Source organism: Agromyces molybdatiresistens (genome assembly GCF_052748445.2).
This window is the reverse complement of the sequence record NZ_CM188258.1, coordinates 3798932-3814406: the sequence shown is the minus strand read 5'-3', so window position 1 is coordinate 3814406 and position 15475 is coordinate 3798932. Positions and strand designations below refer to the sequence as shown.

14 protein-coding genes are annotated in these 15475 nt (G+C 72.9%); 11 read left to right on the top strand and 3 right to left on the bottom strand.

Features of this window, described 5'->3' with window-relative positions:
• Positions 1-79: 79 nt before the first annotated feature.
• Together ACULK2_RS17690 and ACULK2_RS17685 are read right to left on the bottom strand one after the other, a co-directional pair.
• Positions 80-670: a hypothetical protein gene (locus ACULK2_RS17690; protein ID WP_445967831.1), complete on the bottom strand. Its 591-nt coding sequence runs from the start codon at positions 668-670 to the stop codon at positions 80-82.
• 10 nt (positions 671-680) lie between these two features.
• Complete coding sequence (locus ACULK2_RS17685) at positions 681-1088, bottom strand: DUF4383 domain-containing protein (RefSeq protein ID WP_401000636.1); 408 nt, start codon at positions 1086-1088, stop codon at positions 681-683.
• Positions 1089-1329: 241 nt separating this feature from the next.
• Between ACULK2_RS17685 and ACULK2_RS17680 the strand changes: the two genes are divergently transcribed.
• The 9 genes from ACULK2_RS17680 (at position 1330) to ACULK2_RS17640 (ending at position 12469) form a co-directional block, all read left to right on the top strand.
• Complete coding sequence (locus ACULK2_RS17680) at positions 1330-2598, top strand: serine hydrolase domain-containing protein (RefSeq protein ID WP_445967832.1); 1269 nt, start codon at positions 1330-1332, stop codon at positions 2596-2598.
• A gap of 117 nt (positions 2599-2715) precedes the next feature.
• On the top strand, positions 2716-3522 hold the full coding sequence (locus ACULK2_RS17675) for a class II glutamine amidotransferase (RefSeq protein WP_445967833.1): 807 nt from the start codon (positions 2716-2718) through the stop codon (positions 3520-3522).
• On the top strand, positions 3497-5380 hold the full coding sequence (locus ACULK2_RS17670) for an MFS transporter (protein ID WP_445967834.1): 1884 nt from the start codon (positions 3497-3499) through the stop codon (positions 5378-5380). The genes ACULK2_RS17675 and ACULK2_RS17670 overlap by 26 nt, the downstream gene beginning before the upstream one ends.
• Complete coding sequence (locus ACULK2_RS17665; RefSeq protein WP_445967835.1) at positions 5377-6873, top strand: DUF2252 domain-containing protein; 1497 nt, start codon at positions 5377-5379, stop codon at positions 6871-6873. The genes ACULK2_RS17670 and ACULK2_RS17665 overlap by 4 nt, the downstream gene beginning before the upstream one ends.
• Before the next feature lie 170 nt (positions 6874-7043).
• Complete coding sequence (locus ACULK2_RS17660) at positions 7044-8645, top strand: sodium-dependent transporter (protein ID WP_445967836.1); 1602 nt, start codon at positions 7044-7046, stop codon at positions 8643-8645.
• Positions 8642-8809, top strand: a complete 168-nt coding sequence (locus tag ACULK2_RS17655) for a methionine/alanine import family NSS transporter small subunit (RefSeq protein WP_445967837.1) — start codon at positions 8642-8644, stop codon at positions 8807-8809. Before ACULK2_RS17660 ends, ACULK2_RS17655 begins: the two co-directional genes overlap by 4 nt.
• 106 nt (positions 8810-8915) lie before the next feature.
• The gene (locus ACULK2_RS17650; protein ID WP_445967838.1) at positions 8916-9800 is read left to right on the top strand and encodes a phosphatase PAP2 family protein; all 885 of its coding nucleotides are present in this window, start codon (positions 8916-8918) and stop codon (positions 9798-9800) included.
• The gene (locus ACULK2_RS17645) at positions 9787-10602 is read left to right on the top strand and encodes a phosphatase PAP2 family protein (RefSeq protein WP_445967839.1); all 816 of its coding nucleotides are present in this window, start codon (positions 9787-9789) and stop codon (positions 10600-10602) included. Before ACULK2_RS17650 ends, ACULK2_RS17645 begins: the two co-directional genes overlap by 14 nt.
• A 124-nt stretch (positions 10603-10726) precedes the next feature.
• Positions 10727-12469, top strand: coding sequence for a SulP family inorganic anion transporter (locus ACULK2_RS17640; RefSeq protein WP_445967840.1), 1743 nt, complete (start codon positions 10727-10729; stop codon positions 12467-12469).
• A gap of 3 nt (positions 12470-12472) precedes the next feature.
• Here ACULK2_RS17640 and ACULK2_RS17635 read toward each other — a convergent pair whose 3' ends face one another.
• Positions 12473-13255 (bottom strand): SDR family oxidoreductase, encoded by a 783-nt coding sequence (locus tag ACULK2_RS17635; RefSeq protein WP_445967841.1) that lies wholly within the window; start codon positions 13253-13255, stop codon positions 12473-12475.
• A gap of 158 nt (positions 13256-13413) precedes the next feature.
• On the opposite strand from ACULK2_RS17635, the gene ACULK2_RS17630 reads away from it, so the two are divergent.
• Both ACULK2_RS17630 and ACULK2_RS17625 read left to right on the top strand, forming a co-directional pair.
• On the top strand, positions 13414-13599 hold the full coding sequence (locus tag ACULK2_RS17630) for a hypothetical protein (protein ID WP_445967842.1): 186 nt from the start codon (positions 13414-13416) through the stop codon (positions 13597-13599).
• Positions 13600-13780: 181 nt separating this feature from the next.
• Entirely contained in the window at positions 13781-15361 is a 1581-nt protein-coding gene (locus ACULK2_RS17625) for a multicopper oxidase family protein (protein WP_445967843.1), read from the top strand.
• The last annotated feature ends 114 nt before the right edge of the window (positions 15362-15475 follow it).

The window sequence follows — 15475 nt, the reverse complement described above, 5'->3', positions numbered from 1 at the left end:
GACGAGCTGCCGGCCCGAGCAGGCGAGGGAAGCGACCGGGGGCGTCATCGCCACGCGCCCCCGGCCGCGGTCGGTGTGGTCAGTGGTGGTGGCCCGGCCCGCCCGGCGCGTCGACCGGATGCGTCCCGTGCTCGCCGTGGGGCACGGCCGACCGGCCGGCCTCGGTGGCGGCGAGGGCCGGCGTGGCGAGCGCCGAGACGAGCACGGCGCCGATCGCGAGGCCCGCGAGCGAACGGCGGGCCTCGGCGGCGGGGGAGGGGCGGGCATGCGCCGGGCGGCCGGCCGGCGTGCGGTCGACGACGGATGCCTCCGGCTGCGCCGGCACGGCGCGACCGTGCCGCGCAGCGGGGGCGACGGACAGTGCGACCGCCGCGAGGAACGCGCAGGCCGTCGCGAGCGGCAGGCCCGGGACATCCGCCACCGAACCGGACGCCACGGCGGCGCCCGCCAGCAGCAGCGCCGCGACCGAAGCGGCGAGCACCGTGCGCGGGGCGAGCGGGCGGCCCGAGCGGAGGGACAGGACGCCCCAGCCGAGCGCGGCGACGCCGAGCCCGGCCAGGACGACCTGCGGTGCACCCCCGGCACCGGCGGCGAGAGCCGTGCCGACCAGGCCGCCGCCGAGGGCGGCGAGCATCGGCCAGCTGCGGGTCGTCGTCGCCGGTGCGTGCATGGCCGGCTCCCTACGCCGTCGCCACGCGTGCGGAGCGCTCGGCGCCGACCCCCACGCCGAGCAGCACGATCGCGCTGGCCAGGTGCAGGAAGTGGTCGGGCGTGTTGAGCGCGAGGATGTTCGCCGGCGTGCCGGCGATGAAGAAGCCGACGACGCCGAGCAGCAGGTACGCGGCTCCGACGACGGCGTTGACGGTCTTCGCGGCGGCGACGTTCGACAGCCCGGCGATGAGCAGGGCGGCGCCGATCGCCAGGTGGGCGATGTTGTGCAGCGGATTGACCGCGAACACGCCGAGCAGCAGGCCGCCCTCGGTGGCGATGAAGCCCACGCCGCCGGTCACGGCGAAGCCGAGCAGGCCGACGAGGACGTAGACCGCGCCGAACACGGTCGCGGCGATGCGGTTGGGTGAGTTCTTCATGGCGATGCCTCCTTGACGTCGCGCGGCGGGCGCCGTGCTGGGAGGGGTTCGGCGCGCCGCGGCATCCGGTTTGGATCGCTTCCCGAGCTCGTCGGCCGTGCTCGTTCGGGGGACATGCCGGGGGTGCGCCGGGACGGGGTGCCGCAGGGGTCGCGGAGCGCCATGCGGCCGTGCAGGACGCGCGGGTTACAATCGCAGCGGACACACGGCGGGGGGCGTAGTGGCTGCAGGGACAGGTCGGATGCGTCGGCTGATCGCCGCGACGCTGGCGTCGGCGTTCGCGTTGGCGAGCCTCGCGGCGTGCACCGGCGCGGACGATCCCGCGGCGGACTTCGCCCAGGTCGACGCACCCTTCGACGCGGAGACCGTCGAGCAGCTCGAGGGGACCCTCGCCGAGGCGGTCCGGCTCAGCGGATCGAGCGGCGCGGTCGCGGGCGTCTGGGCGCCCTGGGCGGGCAGCTGGACCGTCGGGACGGGCACGGTCGATTTCACCGACGGCGCCGCCGAGGTCTCCGCGCAGACCGCGTTCCAGCTCGCCGACGGGACGGGGCAGCTCACCTGCGCGGTCATGCTGCGGCTCGTCGACGCGGGGGTCGTGGAGCTCGACGAGCACGTCGCCGACATGGTCCGCGGCATCCCCGGCCTGGACGGCATCACGCTCGAGCAGCTGTGCCGCAACCGCTCGGGCCTCGCGGACTACTACGCGCCGCTGCGCGCCCACTTCGTGAAGAACCCGGCGCGGATCTGGCCCGCGAACGAGCTGATCGCGAGCGGGCTCGCGTCCGGCCGGAAGGGCGCGCCCGGCGAGGTCTGGGCGGAGTCGGCGACCGGGATCCTGCTCCTGACCGCCGCGCTCGAGGAGCGGACCGGCAGGTCGTGGTCGGACCTCGCCGAGGAGTACGTGCTCGACCCCCTGGAACTCGAGACGACGACGCTGCCCTCGGCGTCCAGGACCTCGTACGGCGGCGCCCTCGGCGGCTACGCCGCCGCCTACTCGGGCGGCAAGCCGGCGTGCGACGCGATCGTCGACGTGTCCGAGCGCTCGAGCTCGATCGGCGGCACCGCCTCCGGCGCCCGCACGACCCTCGGCGACGCGAAGGCGATCAGCGAGTCGTACGCGACCGGGGCCATGTTCGACGAGGCGACCGCGCGCGACGTCTGGACGCTCACGCCGTTCGGCGGCGACACGCCCGGCTGGCAGGCGCAGGGCATCGGCGCCCAGCAGTACGGGCCGCTGCGCGGCGTCGCCGGCGAGTCGACGGGTGCCCTCTCGGCGATGTTCACCGACCCCGGGACGGGCCTCACCGTCGTGCTCGCCCTGAACAACTCCACGGGCGGTGAGAAGCTCGTGCGCGAGGCGGCGTTCGCCCTCGCGTCCATCGCCTCGAAGGCCGCGCCCGCCGAGGGCGGCGAGCGCCCGCTCGTCGAGCTCCCGTGGTCGCTCGAGCAGGCGACGCAGCGCATGACGGATGCCGCGCCCTGCCCGCTCCCGGCCGAGACCGGGGAATGAGACTTTGGACCCATCGCGCCCTGCCGCCCGGGTCCAGAATGGCGCCGACGGGGCGCGAACTCCGCGTCGGGGGGAGGCGTTCGCATGTGCCGATGGTTGGCGTATTCAGGGGAGCCGTTGAGGACCTCATCGGTTCTGCTCGACGCGACCCACTCGCTGGTCGCCCAGTCGCTCGACTCGCCGCTCGGCGCCGAGACCGTGAACGGCGACGGGTTCGGGATCGGATGGTATCCACCGGGCGCGGTGGCCGGCAGCATCCCCGCGGTCTTCCACAGCACCGAACCGGCGTGGAACGACGAGAACGTGCGCGAGCTCTCCCGGGCGATCGAGAGCCCGCTGTTCTTCAGCCACGTGCGCGCCGCCGCGGGCCCGCCGATCCAGCGCACGAACTGCCACCCGTTCCGCTGGGAGAACTGGCTGTTCATGCACAACGGGTTCCTCGCGGACTTCGCGAAGGTCAAGCGCGACCTCACGTTCGCGATCGACCCGTCGATCTATCCGCACGTGAAGGGCACCACCGACTCGGAGGTGCTGTTCCACCTGGCGATCACGAACGGCCTCGCCGACGACCCGGTCGCGGCGCTCCGCGCGACCGTCGACCTCGTCGAGCGCGTCGGCCGCGACCGCGGGATCATGTTCCCGATGCAGGGCACGATCGCGGTCGCCGACGGCGCGACGATCTGGGCGCTGCGGTACTCGAGCCAGGGCCGGTCGCGCACGCTCTTCCATTCGGTCGACATCCCCACGATCCGCGAGATGTACCCGGATGCGGAGCGCCTGCGCACCTTCGGCGAGCACGCGCACGTCGTGGTGTCCGAACCGCTGAACGACCTGCCGGGGGTCTTCGTCGAGGTGCCGGAGTCGACGATCGCCGTCCTCGATCGAGAGGGGTACCACCATGAGCCGTTCCGAAGCGCAGCCTGACCCCGGAGGAGCGGCCGGCGACGAGCCGGCCGGCTCACCCGACGCCGGCTCGGCCGACGCTCCGGCGCCCGAGCCGGCGCCCGCGTCGGCGACCGAGGCGGCACCCCCGGGCGGAGGTTCCGGGAAGACCTCGTGGGTCGTCGTCGCCTCGCTCTCCGCCGCCCAGTTCGTGATGGTGCTCGACAGCACGGTGATGAACGTGTCGATCTCGCAGGTCGTCGAGGACCTCGACACGACGGTCTCGGCCATGCAGGCCGCCATCACCTTCTACACGCTCACGATGGCGGCGCTCATGCTCGTCGGCGCGAAGCTCGGCGACGTGTGGGGTCGGCTCCGCGCCTTCGTGATCGGTGCGATCATCTACGCGATCGGCTCGCTGACGACGGCGCTCAGCCCGAACATCGTGGTGCTGTTCACCGGATGGAGCGTCATCGAGGGCGTCGGCGCCGTTCTCGTCATCCCCGCCATCGCCGCCCTCATCGCCGACAACTACGAGGGCCGTGCCCGGGTCACCGCCTATGCGATGATCGGCGCCGCCTCGGGCGCCGCGGTCGCCGCCGGCCCGCTCATCGGCGGATTCCTGACGACCTACGCATCGTGGCGGTACGTCTTCATCGGCGAGGTCGTCGTCATGGCCGTCGTCGTGCTCTTCTCCAGGCGCATCGTCGACCGCCACCAGCCGGAGAAACTGCGGATCGACCCGCTCAGCGTCGTGCTCTCCTCCGCGGGCCTGATCGCCATCGTGCTGGGCATGCTGCAGAGCAAGACGTGGGGCTGGGTCGTGCCGCTCGACTCGCCCGAGATCGGCGGCGTGCCCGTCGAGCCGCTCGGCATCTCGCTGACGACCTGGCTCATCCTCGTCGGCGGCGTGCTGCTGGCGTGGTTCGCCGGCAGGCAGCGCCGACTCCTCGAGCGCGGGCGCGAGGCCTTCCTCGACGTCTCGCTGCTGCGCATCGACCGGCTGCGGAGCGGGCTCTCGGCGCTCGGCGCCCAGTACGCGGTCACGGCCGGACTGTTCTTCATGGTGCCCGTCTACCTGCAGATGACGCTCGGGCTCGACGCCCTGCAGACCGGCATCCGGATCTTCCCGCTGTCGGTCTCGCTCATCTTCTTCTCGTTCGCCGGCACCCGGCTCTCGCGGGTGTGGTCGCCGCGCCGGATCGTGCGCGTCGGGCAGGTCGTGCTCGTCGGCGCCGCCGTGCTGCTCCTCGCCTCGGTCGACGAGGAGCTCCGCCACGTGGCGTTCGGCATCGGCATGTTCATCGCCGGTGCGGCGCTCGGGCTCCTCGCCTCGCAACTCGGCAACGTGAACATGTCGAGCGTCGGGCCCGAGAAGTCGAGCGAGGTCGGCGGCATGCAGGGCGTCTTCCAGAACCTCGGCTCCTCGCTCGGCACCGCGCTCATCGGGTCGGTGCTCATCGGCGCGCTGGCCACCTCCTTCGCCACCGGTGTCGCGACGAGCGACCTGCCGGCCGACGTCCGCGAGGCGGTCGCCGAGGGAACGTCGGAGGGCGTCGAGCTGCTCCCGGCGTCGGAGGTCCAGGGGATCGCCGAGGACGCGGGACTCTCGAGCGCCGACGCCGAGACGCTGAGCGAGACGTACCGCCAGTCGCAGCTGCAGTCGCTGCGGGTCGCGTTCGTCGGACTCATCGGGATCGCGTTGCTCGCGCTCCTCTTCTCGCGCGGCATCCCCGACGTCGTCGAGGGGGCGAGCGCTCGCCGCGGGAAGCGCGGCGAGGGAGGGTCCTCGGGTCCCGGCGGATCGCCCGATGCCGACGGCGACGCCGCCGACCCCGGCGGTCCCGAAGATCCGGACCACCCGGATCGGGTCGAGCACGTCGTGACGGACCGGCCATGAGCGCGGTCGTGGGATTCGACGGCCGACCGACCGGATCGGGCGACGACGCCGAGGTCGATCCGCACCGCACGGGCATCGAGGAGCTCGCGCCCCGCGACGACTTCGGGGCACGTGCCTCGGCCGGTCGCGCGGCGCGCGCCCGCGCCCCGCGCACCTCCCACGCGGGCTGGACGCCGCCGGCCGACCGAGGCGATCCGGTCGCGCTCCTCGAGGAGCAGGCGACCACGCGCGTGCCCGAACTCGTGCCGATCCGGTACGCACGCATGGGACGCACGCCGTTCGACTTCTTCCGCGGCGCCGCGCTCATCATGGCCGCCGACCTCGCGACCACGCCGGTGTCGGGCATCACGGCGCAGATCTGCGGCGATGCGCACCTGTCCAACTTCGGCGTGTTCGCCTCGCCCGAGCGCGACCTCGTGTTCGACATCAACGACTTCGACGAGACGCTGCCGGGGCCGTGGGAGTGGGACGTCAAGCGACTCGCCGCGAGCCTGGAGGTCGCCGGGCGCCACCGCGGCTTCACGGTCGAGGAGCGCCGCGACATGGTGCTCGCCGCGGTCGGCGCCTACCGCGGGCAGATGCGCAACTCCGCCCGCGCGCGCGTGCTGGACGCCTGGTACGACCGGCTCGACGCCGACGAGATCCGCGCCAGGGTGCAGCGCGAGCGCGAGGCGAACCGGGTCGACAAGGCGCAGGTCAAGCGCACGGAGGCGGCCCTCGCGAAGTCGCGCACGCGCGACAGCGTGCGCGCCTTCTCGAAGCTCGTGTCGGTCGAGGGCGGCCGGATGCGGATCGCGGCCGACCCGCCGCTCATCGTCCCGGTCGAGGACCTCGTCGAGCGCGGGCTCGAGGGCGAGGACGTCCCGCGTGTCATGCGCGGCATCCTGCGGCAGTACCGGACGACGCTCCGCCTGCCGCGGCATCCGCTCGAGGAGTTCGAGTACGTGCACATGGCGCGGAAGGTCGTCGGCGTCGGCAGTGTCGGCACCCGGGCATGGGTCGTGCTGCTCCGGGGACGCGGCGACGACGATCCCCTCATCCTGCAGGCGAAGGAGGCGGAGGCCTCGGTGCTCGAGCGCTTCCTCCCGCCGAGCCACTACGAGCAGCACGGCGAGCGCGTCGTGCAGGGGCAGCGACTCATGCAGTCGGCCAGCGACCTCTTCCTCGGATGGCAGCGGGTCGTCGGCGTCGACGGAGTGCAGCGCGACTTCTACATCCGGCAACTGCACGACTGGAAGGGATCCGCCGACATCGAGCTCATGCAACCGCGGGGCGCCACGCTCTACGCGGAGGCCTGCGGCGAGACGCTCGCTCGCGCGCACGCCCGGGCGGGCGATCGCGTCGCGATCGCCGAGTACCTCGGCGCGTCCGACCGCTTCGACCGGGCCATCGCGGAGTTCGCGTCGGACTACGCCGACCAGAACGACCGCGACTTCGCGGCGTTCACGGCGGCCGTGGCATCCGGCCGGCTGCCGGTCGCGGAACGGTTCTGAGACCGGGCCGGCGGAGCGGGTCCGCCCGACCGGGGCGGCCGGGGGCGGATGCCGCGGCGACGCGCGCCGAACGGAGGCTGCGGCATCCACCCCGCCCTTGGTAGCGTTCAGGGGTTCGGGTCGCAGCGAAGGCGCCGCGGCCGCAGGCGACGGGCCACTGGGAGGCGCGAATGTCGGCAACCGCAGGCGAGCACACGGCGGCGCAGCCGCGCGAGCAGTGGACGGGCCAGGTCGGATTCATCCTCTCGGCGATCGGCTCGGCCGTCGGACTCGGCAACATCTGGCGCTTCCCGGGGGTCGCCTACGAGAACGGCGGCGGCGCGTTCCTCATCCCGTACCTCGTGGCGCTCGTCACGGCGGGCATCCCGATCCTGTTCCTCGACTACGCGCTGGGTCACCGGTTCCGCGGTTCGGCGCCGACGGCCTTCCGGCGCCTCGGCGGGGGCCGGCTGCGGTGGCTCGAGAGCCTCGGATGGTTCCAGGTCGCGATCTGCTTCGTGATCGCGCTGTACTACACGGTCGTGATCGCCTGGGCGGCGAGCTACTTCGTGTTCTCGTTCGACCTGCGTTGGGGCGAGGACACGGCCGGATTCCTCACCGGCGACTACCTGCAGGTCGGCGAGCCGGGGCTGTCGTTCGTGTTCGTGCCGTCGGTGCTGATCCCGCTGGTGCTGATCTGGGTCGCCGCGATCGTGGTGCTCGCGTTCGGCGTCGCGCGCGGCGTGCAGCGCATCAACGTCATCTTCCTGCCGCTGCTGGTCGTCGCGTTCGCGGCGCTCGTCATCCGGGCGCTGTTCCTCGACGGTGCGGCCGACGGCCTCAACGCGCTGTTCACGCCCGACTTCTCGGCGCTCGGCGACCCGAACGTGTGGATCGCGGCGTACAGCCAGATCTTCTTCTCGCTCTCGATCGCGTTCGGCATCATGATCACCTACGCCTCGTACCGCCGGCGGCGGTCGAACCTCACCACCCCGGGCCTCGTGGTCGCGTTCGCGAACTCGTCCTTCGAGATCCTCGCCGGCATCGGCGTCTTCGCGACGCTCGGGTTCTTCGCGTTCGAGCAGGGCGTGGATGTCGCCGAGCTCGAGGGCCTCACCGGAGTCGGGTTGTCCTTCATCACGTTCCCGGCGATCGTGTCGCAGATGCCGGGCGGCCCGATCTTCGGCGTGCTCTTCTTCGGCTCGCTCGCCATGGCCGGCTTCACCTCGCTGCTCTCGGTGCTGCAGGTGGTCTCCGCGGGGTTCCAGGAGAAGTTCGGGCTCTCGCCGCGCCAGGCGGCGACCCGCGTCGGGATCGTGGCGATGGTGCTCTCGGTGCTGCTGTTCTCGACGACGTCGGGCCTCATCGCCCTCGACACCGTCGACAACTGGGCGAACAACATCGGCATCGTGGCATCCGCCGTGCTCACCGGGATCTTCGCGTTCTGGGTCCTCCGCAAGGGGCCCGAGCTCAGGTACCACCTGAACGCCGTCTCGACGTTCCGCGTCGGCGGCGTCTGGACGATCCTCGCGGGCGTGCTCGCCCCGGTGATCCTCGGCTACATGCTCATCTCGCGCATCGTCTCGCTCATCCTCGAGGGCTACGGCGGCTACCCCGAGTGGTACCTGCTCGCCGTCGGCTGGGGCACCGTGCTCGTCCTCGTCGTGATGGCGCTCGTGTTCACGGGCATCCCGTGGCGCCAGAGCCCCGACGCGTTCCGACCGTGGCCGCCGTTGCCCGAGCAGGTGCCGCGCGCTGATGCCACCACGTCGACGGAGGGGGGCCGGTCATGACCGGAACCGCGATCTTCTTCCTCGTCCTCGCGATCGTGCTCGTGTGGGGCGGGTTCACCGTGAGCGTCATCGCGCTCAGCCGGCGGCCCGACCGGCACGACTACCCGCCGGGCGGGGTCGACGACCACCGCGAGGACATCGGGCCCGTCGAGCGGGACACGTAGACGCGGGGCGTGTCGGCGCGGGGGCGCAACCCCCCGAACCGACCCGGCCGCGCGCGGCATACTGTGGGAACCCCCGCCCGGTGCGGGGCCCGAGAGGAGGTGCGCCGTGACCGAACCCGAGGCCGGCACGCAGGGGAGTGGTGCGCGCGGCGCCGACGCAGCCGACACGACGTCGCAGGGCTCGAACGCCCCGGACGCCTCCGGCGAGGACGGCGCGAAGCCCGGGCGCTGGCATCGGTTCCACGAGCGGTTCATCGTCGAGGAGCGGGTGCTGTCGTCGCGCGCCCGACGCAACCTCTACCTCACCGCGGCGGCGCTCGTCGTGGTCGGGCTCACGGGGTTCTTCGTCGTGCTCGACTCCATCCTCGAGTCCGACGACCTCTCCTTCATCGACGCACCGGTCGAGGCCTGGCTCGACTCCGGGCGCGACGAGTGGCTGACGACCTTCATGATCGTGCTCGCGATCGTGTTCGGGCCGATCGCGATGCCGATCATCATCCTCGTCACGACCGTCGCGTGGGGCCTCTTCGCCAAGCACGCGTGGCGCCCGCTGCTGCTCGCCGGCGGCATGATCCTGGGCGTGATCATCGTGCAGCTGCTCGCGCCGATCATCGCGCGGGACCGTCCACCGGCCGACGAGATGCTGTTCGGCTACGACCCGAGCTCGTCCTTCCCGTCGGGGCACGTGATGGGCGTCGCCGACTTCCTCTTCATCGGCACCTACCTCGTGTTCTCGCGCCACCGACGCCCCGTCGTGACGACGCTGGCGTTCGCGGCGGCCACGGCCGTCGTCCTGCTCACCGCGGCCTGCCGCATCTACCTCGGCTACCACTACGCGACCGATGCGCTCGGTTCGATCTTCCTGTCCCTCGTCGTGCTCGGCCTCGTGATCGCCGTCGACACGTGGCGCACGGTCCGGGTCGGCACGGACGAGCAGATCGCCGAGTCCGACCGGCGGCCCGAGATGTGGGGGCGCGATGAGCGCGGATGACCGCGAGCCCCGGTCCGCGTCCGACGAGGCCATGTACGCGGCCGACGACGTGCGGCCCGCCGACCCGGCGGCGACGCCAGGGGACGAGCCGCCCGAGCCGCACGAGTCGCACGCCGGACACTCGCACGCCCCCGCGCCGCTGCGGGTCAGCCGCCGCCCGTGGCTCTTCGCCGGCGTCGTCGCGCTCGTCGCCGTCGCGCTCGTCGGCGTCGTGATCGTCTACGCCGAGCGCCGGGCGTTCGACTTCGAGGTCGAGCTGATGACCGCGCTCGCCGCGGCCCGCACACCGGCCGTGACCGCCGTCGCGCTCGTGTTCGACGTGCTCGGCGGCGGGCTGCTCTCGAACGTCGTCTTCCCGATCCTCATCGCGGCGGCGCTGCTCGTCTGGCGGCGGCCGTGGGCCGCGCTCTACTTCGGCGTGGCGGCGCTCGCGAGCGCCGGCGTGACGCGGCTCGTCAAGGTCTCGGTGGGTCGCGTCCGTCCCGAGGACATCCTCGTCCACCCCGACTTCGGTTCCTTCCCGTCGGGTCACAGCTCGGCGGCGGCACTCATCGCGACCGCGCTCGGACTCGTCTTCATGCGCACCTGGGTGTGGGTCGCAGGCATCGCCTGGACCGTGCTCATGATGCTGAGCCGCATGTACCTCGGCGCGCACTGGCTGAGCGACACCGTCGGCGGAGCGCTCGTCGGTGCGGGCGTCGCGCTCATCGTCTGGGCGCCGTTCGCGTACCGCCTGTACCGCGAGAACCGACTGCAGCATCCGCCGATCTGGCGGCCGATCGAACCGGCCGCGACGACCTGACCCGAGCGCGTCGGCGCGCTGCGCCGCGACGCGCGGCCGTCGGCCCGGCGCGAGGCCGCGGCATCCGCCAAGATCGGAACCGGAGGCCGGAATGGGCGCGAAGGGCGAACGGATGCCGCGGCGGATGCCCCGCTGGGTCCCGCCGGGCATCGAGCTCGCGCGCACCTATCGCCGGGACTGGCTCGTGCCCGACCTGCGCGCCGGCATCGTCGTCACGGCGCTGCTCATCCCCGCCGGCATGGGCTACGCGCGCGTCGCCGGTCTTCCGCCCGAGACCGGCCTGTACGCGACCATCCTCCCGCTGCTCGCCTACGCGATCTTCGGTCCGAGCCGCATCCTCGTCCTCGGGCCGGATTCCGCGCTCGCCCCGATCATCGCTGCGGCGATCCTGCCGCTCGCGGTCGGCGACGACGAGCGGGCGGTCGCGCTCGCCGGACTGCTCGCGATCATGGTGGGCGCGATCCTGCTGCTCGGCGGCATCCTTCGCCTCGGCTTCGTCACCGACCTGCTGTCGAAGCCGATCCGCGTCGGGTACCTGAACGCGATCGCGCTGCTCGTGCTCATCTCGCAGGTGCCGGCGCTGCTCGGGTTCTCGGTCGAGGCGGACTCGCCGGTCGCGGAGGTCGGGGCGATCTGGGTCGCGCTCGTCGGCGCCGGGATCGACCCGCTCGCGGCAGCCTTCGGGCTCGGCTCGCTCGCGGTCATCGTCGGGCTCACACTGCTCCGTTCGCCCGTGCCCGGCGTGCTCGTGGCGGTCGTGATCGCAACCCTCCTGACCTGGATCCTCGGCCTCGGCGAGCAGCTCCCGGTGGTCGGCGCACTGCCGCAGGGCCTGCCCGCTCCGGCGCTCGGCAGGCTGGAATGGGCGGACGTCGCGGGGCTCGCGCTGCCCGCGGCGGGCATCGCGCTCGTCGCCTTCACCGACACGGCGGTGTTCTCGCGCGCGCTCGCCGCGCGTCGTGGCGAGACCGTGAGCGGCAGCGGCGAGATGGCGGCGATCGGCTCGGCGAACGTCGCGGCGGGCCTGTTCGGCGGGTTCCCGATCTCGGCGTCGTCGTCGCGCACCCCGGTCGCCGAGCAGGCCGGCTCCAAGTCGCAGCTGACCGGCGTGATCGGCGCGGTGCTCCTCGTCCTGTTCATCCTGCTGGCGCCCGGCGTGACGGCGTTCCTGCCGTCCGCGACGCTCGCCGCGGTCGTCGTGACGGCCGCGGCGAGGCTCATCGACGTGCGCGGGTTCGTGCGTCTGATCCGCATGGACCGGGTGGATGCCGCGCTCTCGGCGGCCGCGTTCGTCGGCGTGTTCGCATTCGGCGTCCTGCCGGGCATCGCCGTGACGATCGGCCTGTCGCTGCTCGCGTTCGTCTATCACTCGTGGCAGCCGTACCGTGCCGAGCTCGGGCGGGTCACCGGACTGCGCGGGTACCACGACCTCTCGCGCAATCCCGAGGGCGAGCGCATCCCGGGCGTCGTGATCGTGCGATTCGACGCGCCGCTGTTCTTCGCCAACGGCAGCCTGTTCGACGACTTCGTGCGCTCGCGCGTGGAGGCGGCCGGTCCGGGTGTCCGCACGGTGATCCTCGCCGCGGAGCCGATCACCGACATCGACACCACCGCCGTCGACGAGTTCGTCGAGCTCGACGACTGGCTCGCGAGCCGCGGCATCCGGCTCGTCATCGCGGAGATGAAGGACCCGGTGATCGACGTGCTCCGCCGCTACGGCCTGGGCGATCGGTTCACGCCCGACCGCTTCGCGCCGACGGTCGGCGCCGCGGTCGACGAGATCACGGGGACGCTGCGCGGCGACCTCGACGGCACGAAGTGGGAGGAGGAGCGGGACGACGGGCGAGACGACGAGTCGGGCCGCTGAGGTTCACCACGTCGCGTCGCCGCGGATGATCGCGTCGGAGCCGCCGTCGATGAAGACGACCTGGCCGCAGAGGTGCGCGTTCTCCTCGCTCGTCAGCCACGCGAGCAGGTAGGCGACGTCGCGCGGCTGGAAGATCCCGTTGAGGGGCATCGGCACCATCTCGAGGATCGCCGTGCGCGCCTCGTCGGTACCCGTGTACTGCGCCGTCATCGGCGTCTCGACGACGCCCGGCGCGATCGCGTTCAGCGGGATGCCGGCGCCGGCCCACTCGGGTCGCGGCGCCAACCGGCGGATCCAGCGCACGAGTGCGCGCTTGCTCGTGCCGTAGATCAGGTTCGCCTGCTCCGCCGAGCCGGCCTCGAGCTCGGCGGCGCGGGCCGTCGCGGCGGTCTCGTCACCGGCGAGGAACGCCTCGAGGAGCGCCTCGTCCGGTGGGAACACCGAGGCCATCGACGCGGTCGCGACCGCGCGCGGCGACGCGGAGCCGGCGAGGAGCGGCCGGAGCCCGTCGAGCGTCGCGAGGGCGCCGAAGTAGTTCACCGCCGCGGCCTTCGCGATCGGGACGGCGAGCCCGGCGTTGGCGATGATCGCGTCGATGCGCCCGCCGCTCGCGTCGGCGACCCCGGAGACCAGGTCGGCCCGCCCCTGCTCGGTCGACAGGTCGACGTCCACGTCGCTGTCGTGCAGGTCGACCCCGATCACGCGATGTCCGCGTTCGGCCAGGAGGTCGGCGGTCGCGCGGCCGATCCCGCTCGCGGATCCGGTGACGACGTAGGTGCGTGGCATGGCTGCTCCAGCTTCGGTGCGGCGGTCGCGCCGGGGTGCCGGCGTGGGACCCGATTCGCGGTCCCTTCCGAGCCTCCCCGTCATCGCGCCGCGCGCACGGGTCGTTGGGCCCGCGGCGGCGGACGCCCGGCGCCTAGCCTCGGGAGCGGAGGTGCGACATGAGCAACGGGTCGAATGCGGGTCTCGCCGGTGGCGGCGCGATCTACGGTCTCGGGATCTTCGGGGCCTGGGTGTACTTCTGGCTGCAGGCCGATGCCTTCTGGGAGTACGTGTGGGCGATCTTCCAGGGCCTGTTCTGGCCGGCGTTCATGGTCTACGAGCTCTTCGAGGCGCTCGGCGACTGACGTTCGCCCGGCCGCCTCGCTGCATTCGAGGACGGTTTCTGCGGTGGAGGTCCGTCTGAGGGGTACTCCATCGCAGGAATCGCACTCCAGTGTGCGCGGCGCCGGCCGCGGGCGGGCGGATCCGGCCGGGGCGGGGCGAAGGTCCCGGCGCCCGCATCGAGCGCCGGGATACCGTCGGGGTATGTCTGGCACCAGCGGGGACGAGCCCGGGCACCCGGCGCCGCGAGCGGGTGGCGACGATCGGGACGGCCCGGGCGGACTCAGTCGCCGCAGCGTGCTCGTCATCGGCGCCTCGGCCGTCGGCGCCATCGCCGTCGGGTCGGGCGGGCTGGTGTGGTGGAGCTCGTCGCAGGTCGACGGGTCCGACACCGGGGCACCCATCCCGACCGACGGCGGGCAGGATGCCGACGCCGAGGGCGCGACCGGCGAGACGTTCCGGGAGCCCGAGGTGCGTGCGAGCTCGGGCGGCCGGCTCGACGTCGGGTTCACCGCGGCCCTCACGACGGTCACGATCGACGGCCGGGAGGTCCGCGTGCTGGGCTTCGATGGCGGCATGCCCGGCCCGACGCTGCGGGTCCGCCCGGGCGACCGGATCACGCTCGCCTACCGCAACGACCTCGATGCGACGACGAACCTGCACACGCACGGCCTCGAGGTCTCGCCCGAGGGGAACTCCGACAACGTGTTCGCGATGATCCCCGCGGGCGGCACGTTCGACTACGCCTACGAACTCGGCGACGGGCACCCGCCCGGCGTCTTCTGGTACCACCCGCACCATCACGGCACGACGGCCGACCAGCTCTTCGCCGGCCTGTACGGCGCGCTGATCGTCGAGGACGCCGAACCGATCCCGGTCGCGCGGGAGCGCGTGCTCGTGGTCGCCGACATCTCGTTCGACGCGAACGGCGACGTCGCCGTGCCCTCGCGCCCCGATCGGATGCTGGGCCGCGAGGGCGACCTCGTGCTCGTGAACGGCCAGGTGCGTCCGACGATGGTCGCTGCGTCCGGCGACCGCGAGCGCTGGCGCATCGTGAACGCCTGCACGTCGCGGTACCTGCGCCTGCGCCTCGACGGGCAGCGGATGCGGCTGCTCGGCATCGACGCCGGGCGCTTCCCCGAGCCGCGCGAAGTCGACGAGATCATGCTGCTGCCGGGCAACCGCGCCGACGTCCTCGTCGACGCGACCGAGGGCGAGGCGGTGCTGCAGTCGGTCCCGTTCGATCGCGGCAGCATGGGCGCGATGGGATCGCCCCGCAGTGCGACGACGGGCGCCGACCTCGCGCGGTTCGTCGTGTCGGGGGTCGCCGCTGCCTCCGCGGGGCCGCTGCCCGCGGCATCCGTCGCCCCACGCGACCTGCGCGAGGCCGAGCCGACCGGGCGTCGCACGGTCATCCTCGCGATGGGCGGCATGGGCGGAGGCGGCGGAATGGGCCAGGGCATGGCGTTCACCATCGACGGCCGCACCTTCGCCGAGGGCCGCACCGACCTCGAGGTGGCGGCCGGCGCGATGGAGGAGTGGACGATCGAGAACACGAGCACGATGGACCATCCGTTCCACCTGCACGTATGGCCGATGCAGCTCGTCGAGGTCGACGGTCGGTCGGTCGACGGCGTGGACCGGCGCGACGTGGTGCCGGTGCCCGCGGGCGGGCGGGTCGTCGTGCGGATCGCGTTCGAGGGCATCACCGGCCGGACCGTGTACCACTGCCATATCCTCGACCACGAGGACCTCGGCATGATGGGCGCGATCCGCGTCGCGTGAGGACGCACGGGCCGCGCGTCCGCCTGCGACCGCCCGGTCCCGAACGAGGACGATCTCTGCGGTGGAGGGCCGCCCGCGGGCGTACTCCACCCCGGAAACCGCACTCGAACGTTC

Excerpts from the sequence above, each read along its gene's own strand:
- ACULK2_RS17690 (WP_445967831.1), bottom strand. The coding sequence starts at position 670 with ATGCACGCACCGGCGACGACGACCCGCAGCTGGCCGATGCTCGCCGCC.
- ACULK2_RS17685 (WP_401000636.1), bottom strand. The coding sequence starts at position 1,088 with ATGAAGAACTCACCCAACCGCATCGCCGCGACCGTGTTCGGCGCGGTC.
- ACULK2_RS17680 (WP_445967832.1), top strand. The coding sequence starts at position 1,330 with ATGCGTCGGCTGATCGCCGCGACGCTGGCGTCGGCGTTCGCGTTGGCG.
- ACULK2_RS17670 (WP_445967834.1), top strand. The coding sequence starts at position 3,497 with ATGAGCCGTTCCGAAGCGCAGCCTGACCCCGGAGGAGCGGCCGGCGAC.
- ACULK2_RS17665 (WP_445967835.1), top strand. The coding sequence starts at position 5,377 with ATGAGCGCGGTCGTGGGATTCGACGGCCGACCGACCGGATCGGGCGAC.
- ACULK2_RS17660 (WP_445967836.1), top strand. The coding sequence starts at position 7,044 with ATGTCGGCAACCGCAGGCGAGCACACGGCGGCGCAGCCGCGCGAGCAG.
- ACULK2_RS17655 (WP_445967837.1), top strand. The coding sequence starts at position 8,642 with ATGACCGGAACCGCGATCTTCTTCCTCGTCCTCGCGATCGTGCTCGTG.
- ACULK2_RS17645 (WP_445967839.1), top strand. The coding sequence starts at position 9,787 with ATGAGCGCGGATGACCGCGAGCCCCGGTCCGCGTCCGACGAGGCCATG.
- ACULK2_RS17640 (WP_445967840.1), top strand. The coding sequence starts at position 10,727 with ATGCCCCGCTGGGTCCCGCCGGGCATCGAGCTCGCGCGCACCTATCGC.
- ACULK2_RS17635 (WP_445967841.1), bottom strand. The coding sequence starts at position 13,255 with ATGCCACGCACCTACGTCGTCACCGGATCCGCGAGCGGGATCGGCCGC.
- ACULK2_RS17630 (WP_445967842.1), top strand. The coding sequence starts at position 13,414 with ATGAGCAACGGGTCGAATGCGGGTCTCGCCGGTGGCGGCGCGATCTAC.
- ACULK2_RS17625 (WP_445967843.1), top strand. The coding sequence starts at position 13,781 with ATGTCTGGCACCAGCGGGGACGAGCCCGGGCACCCGGCGCCGCGAGCG.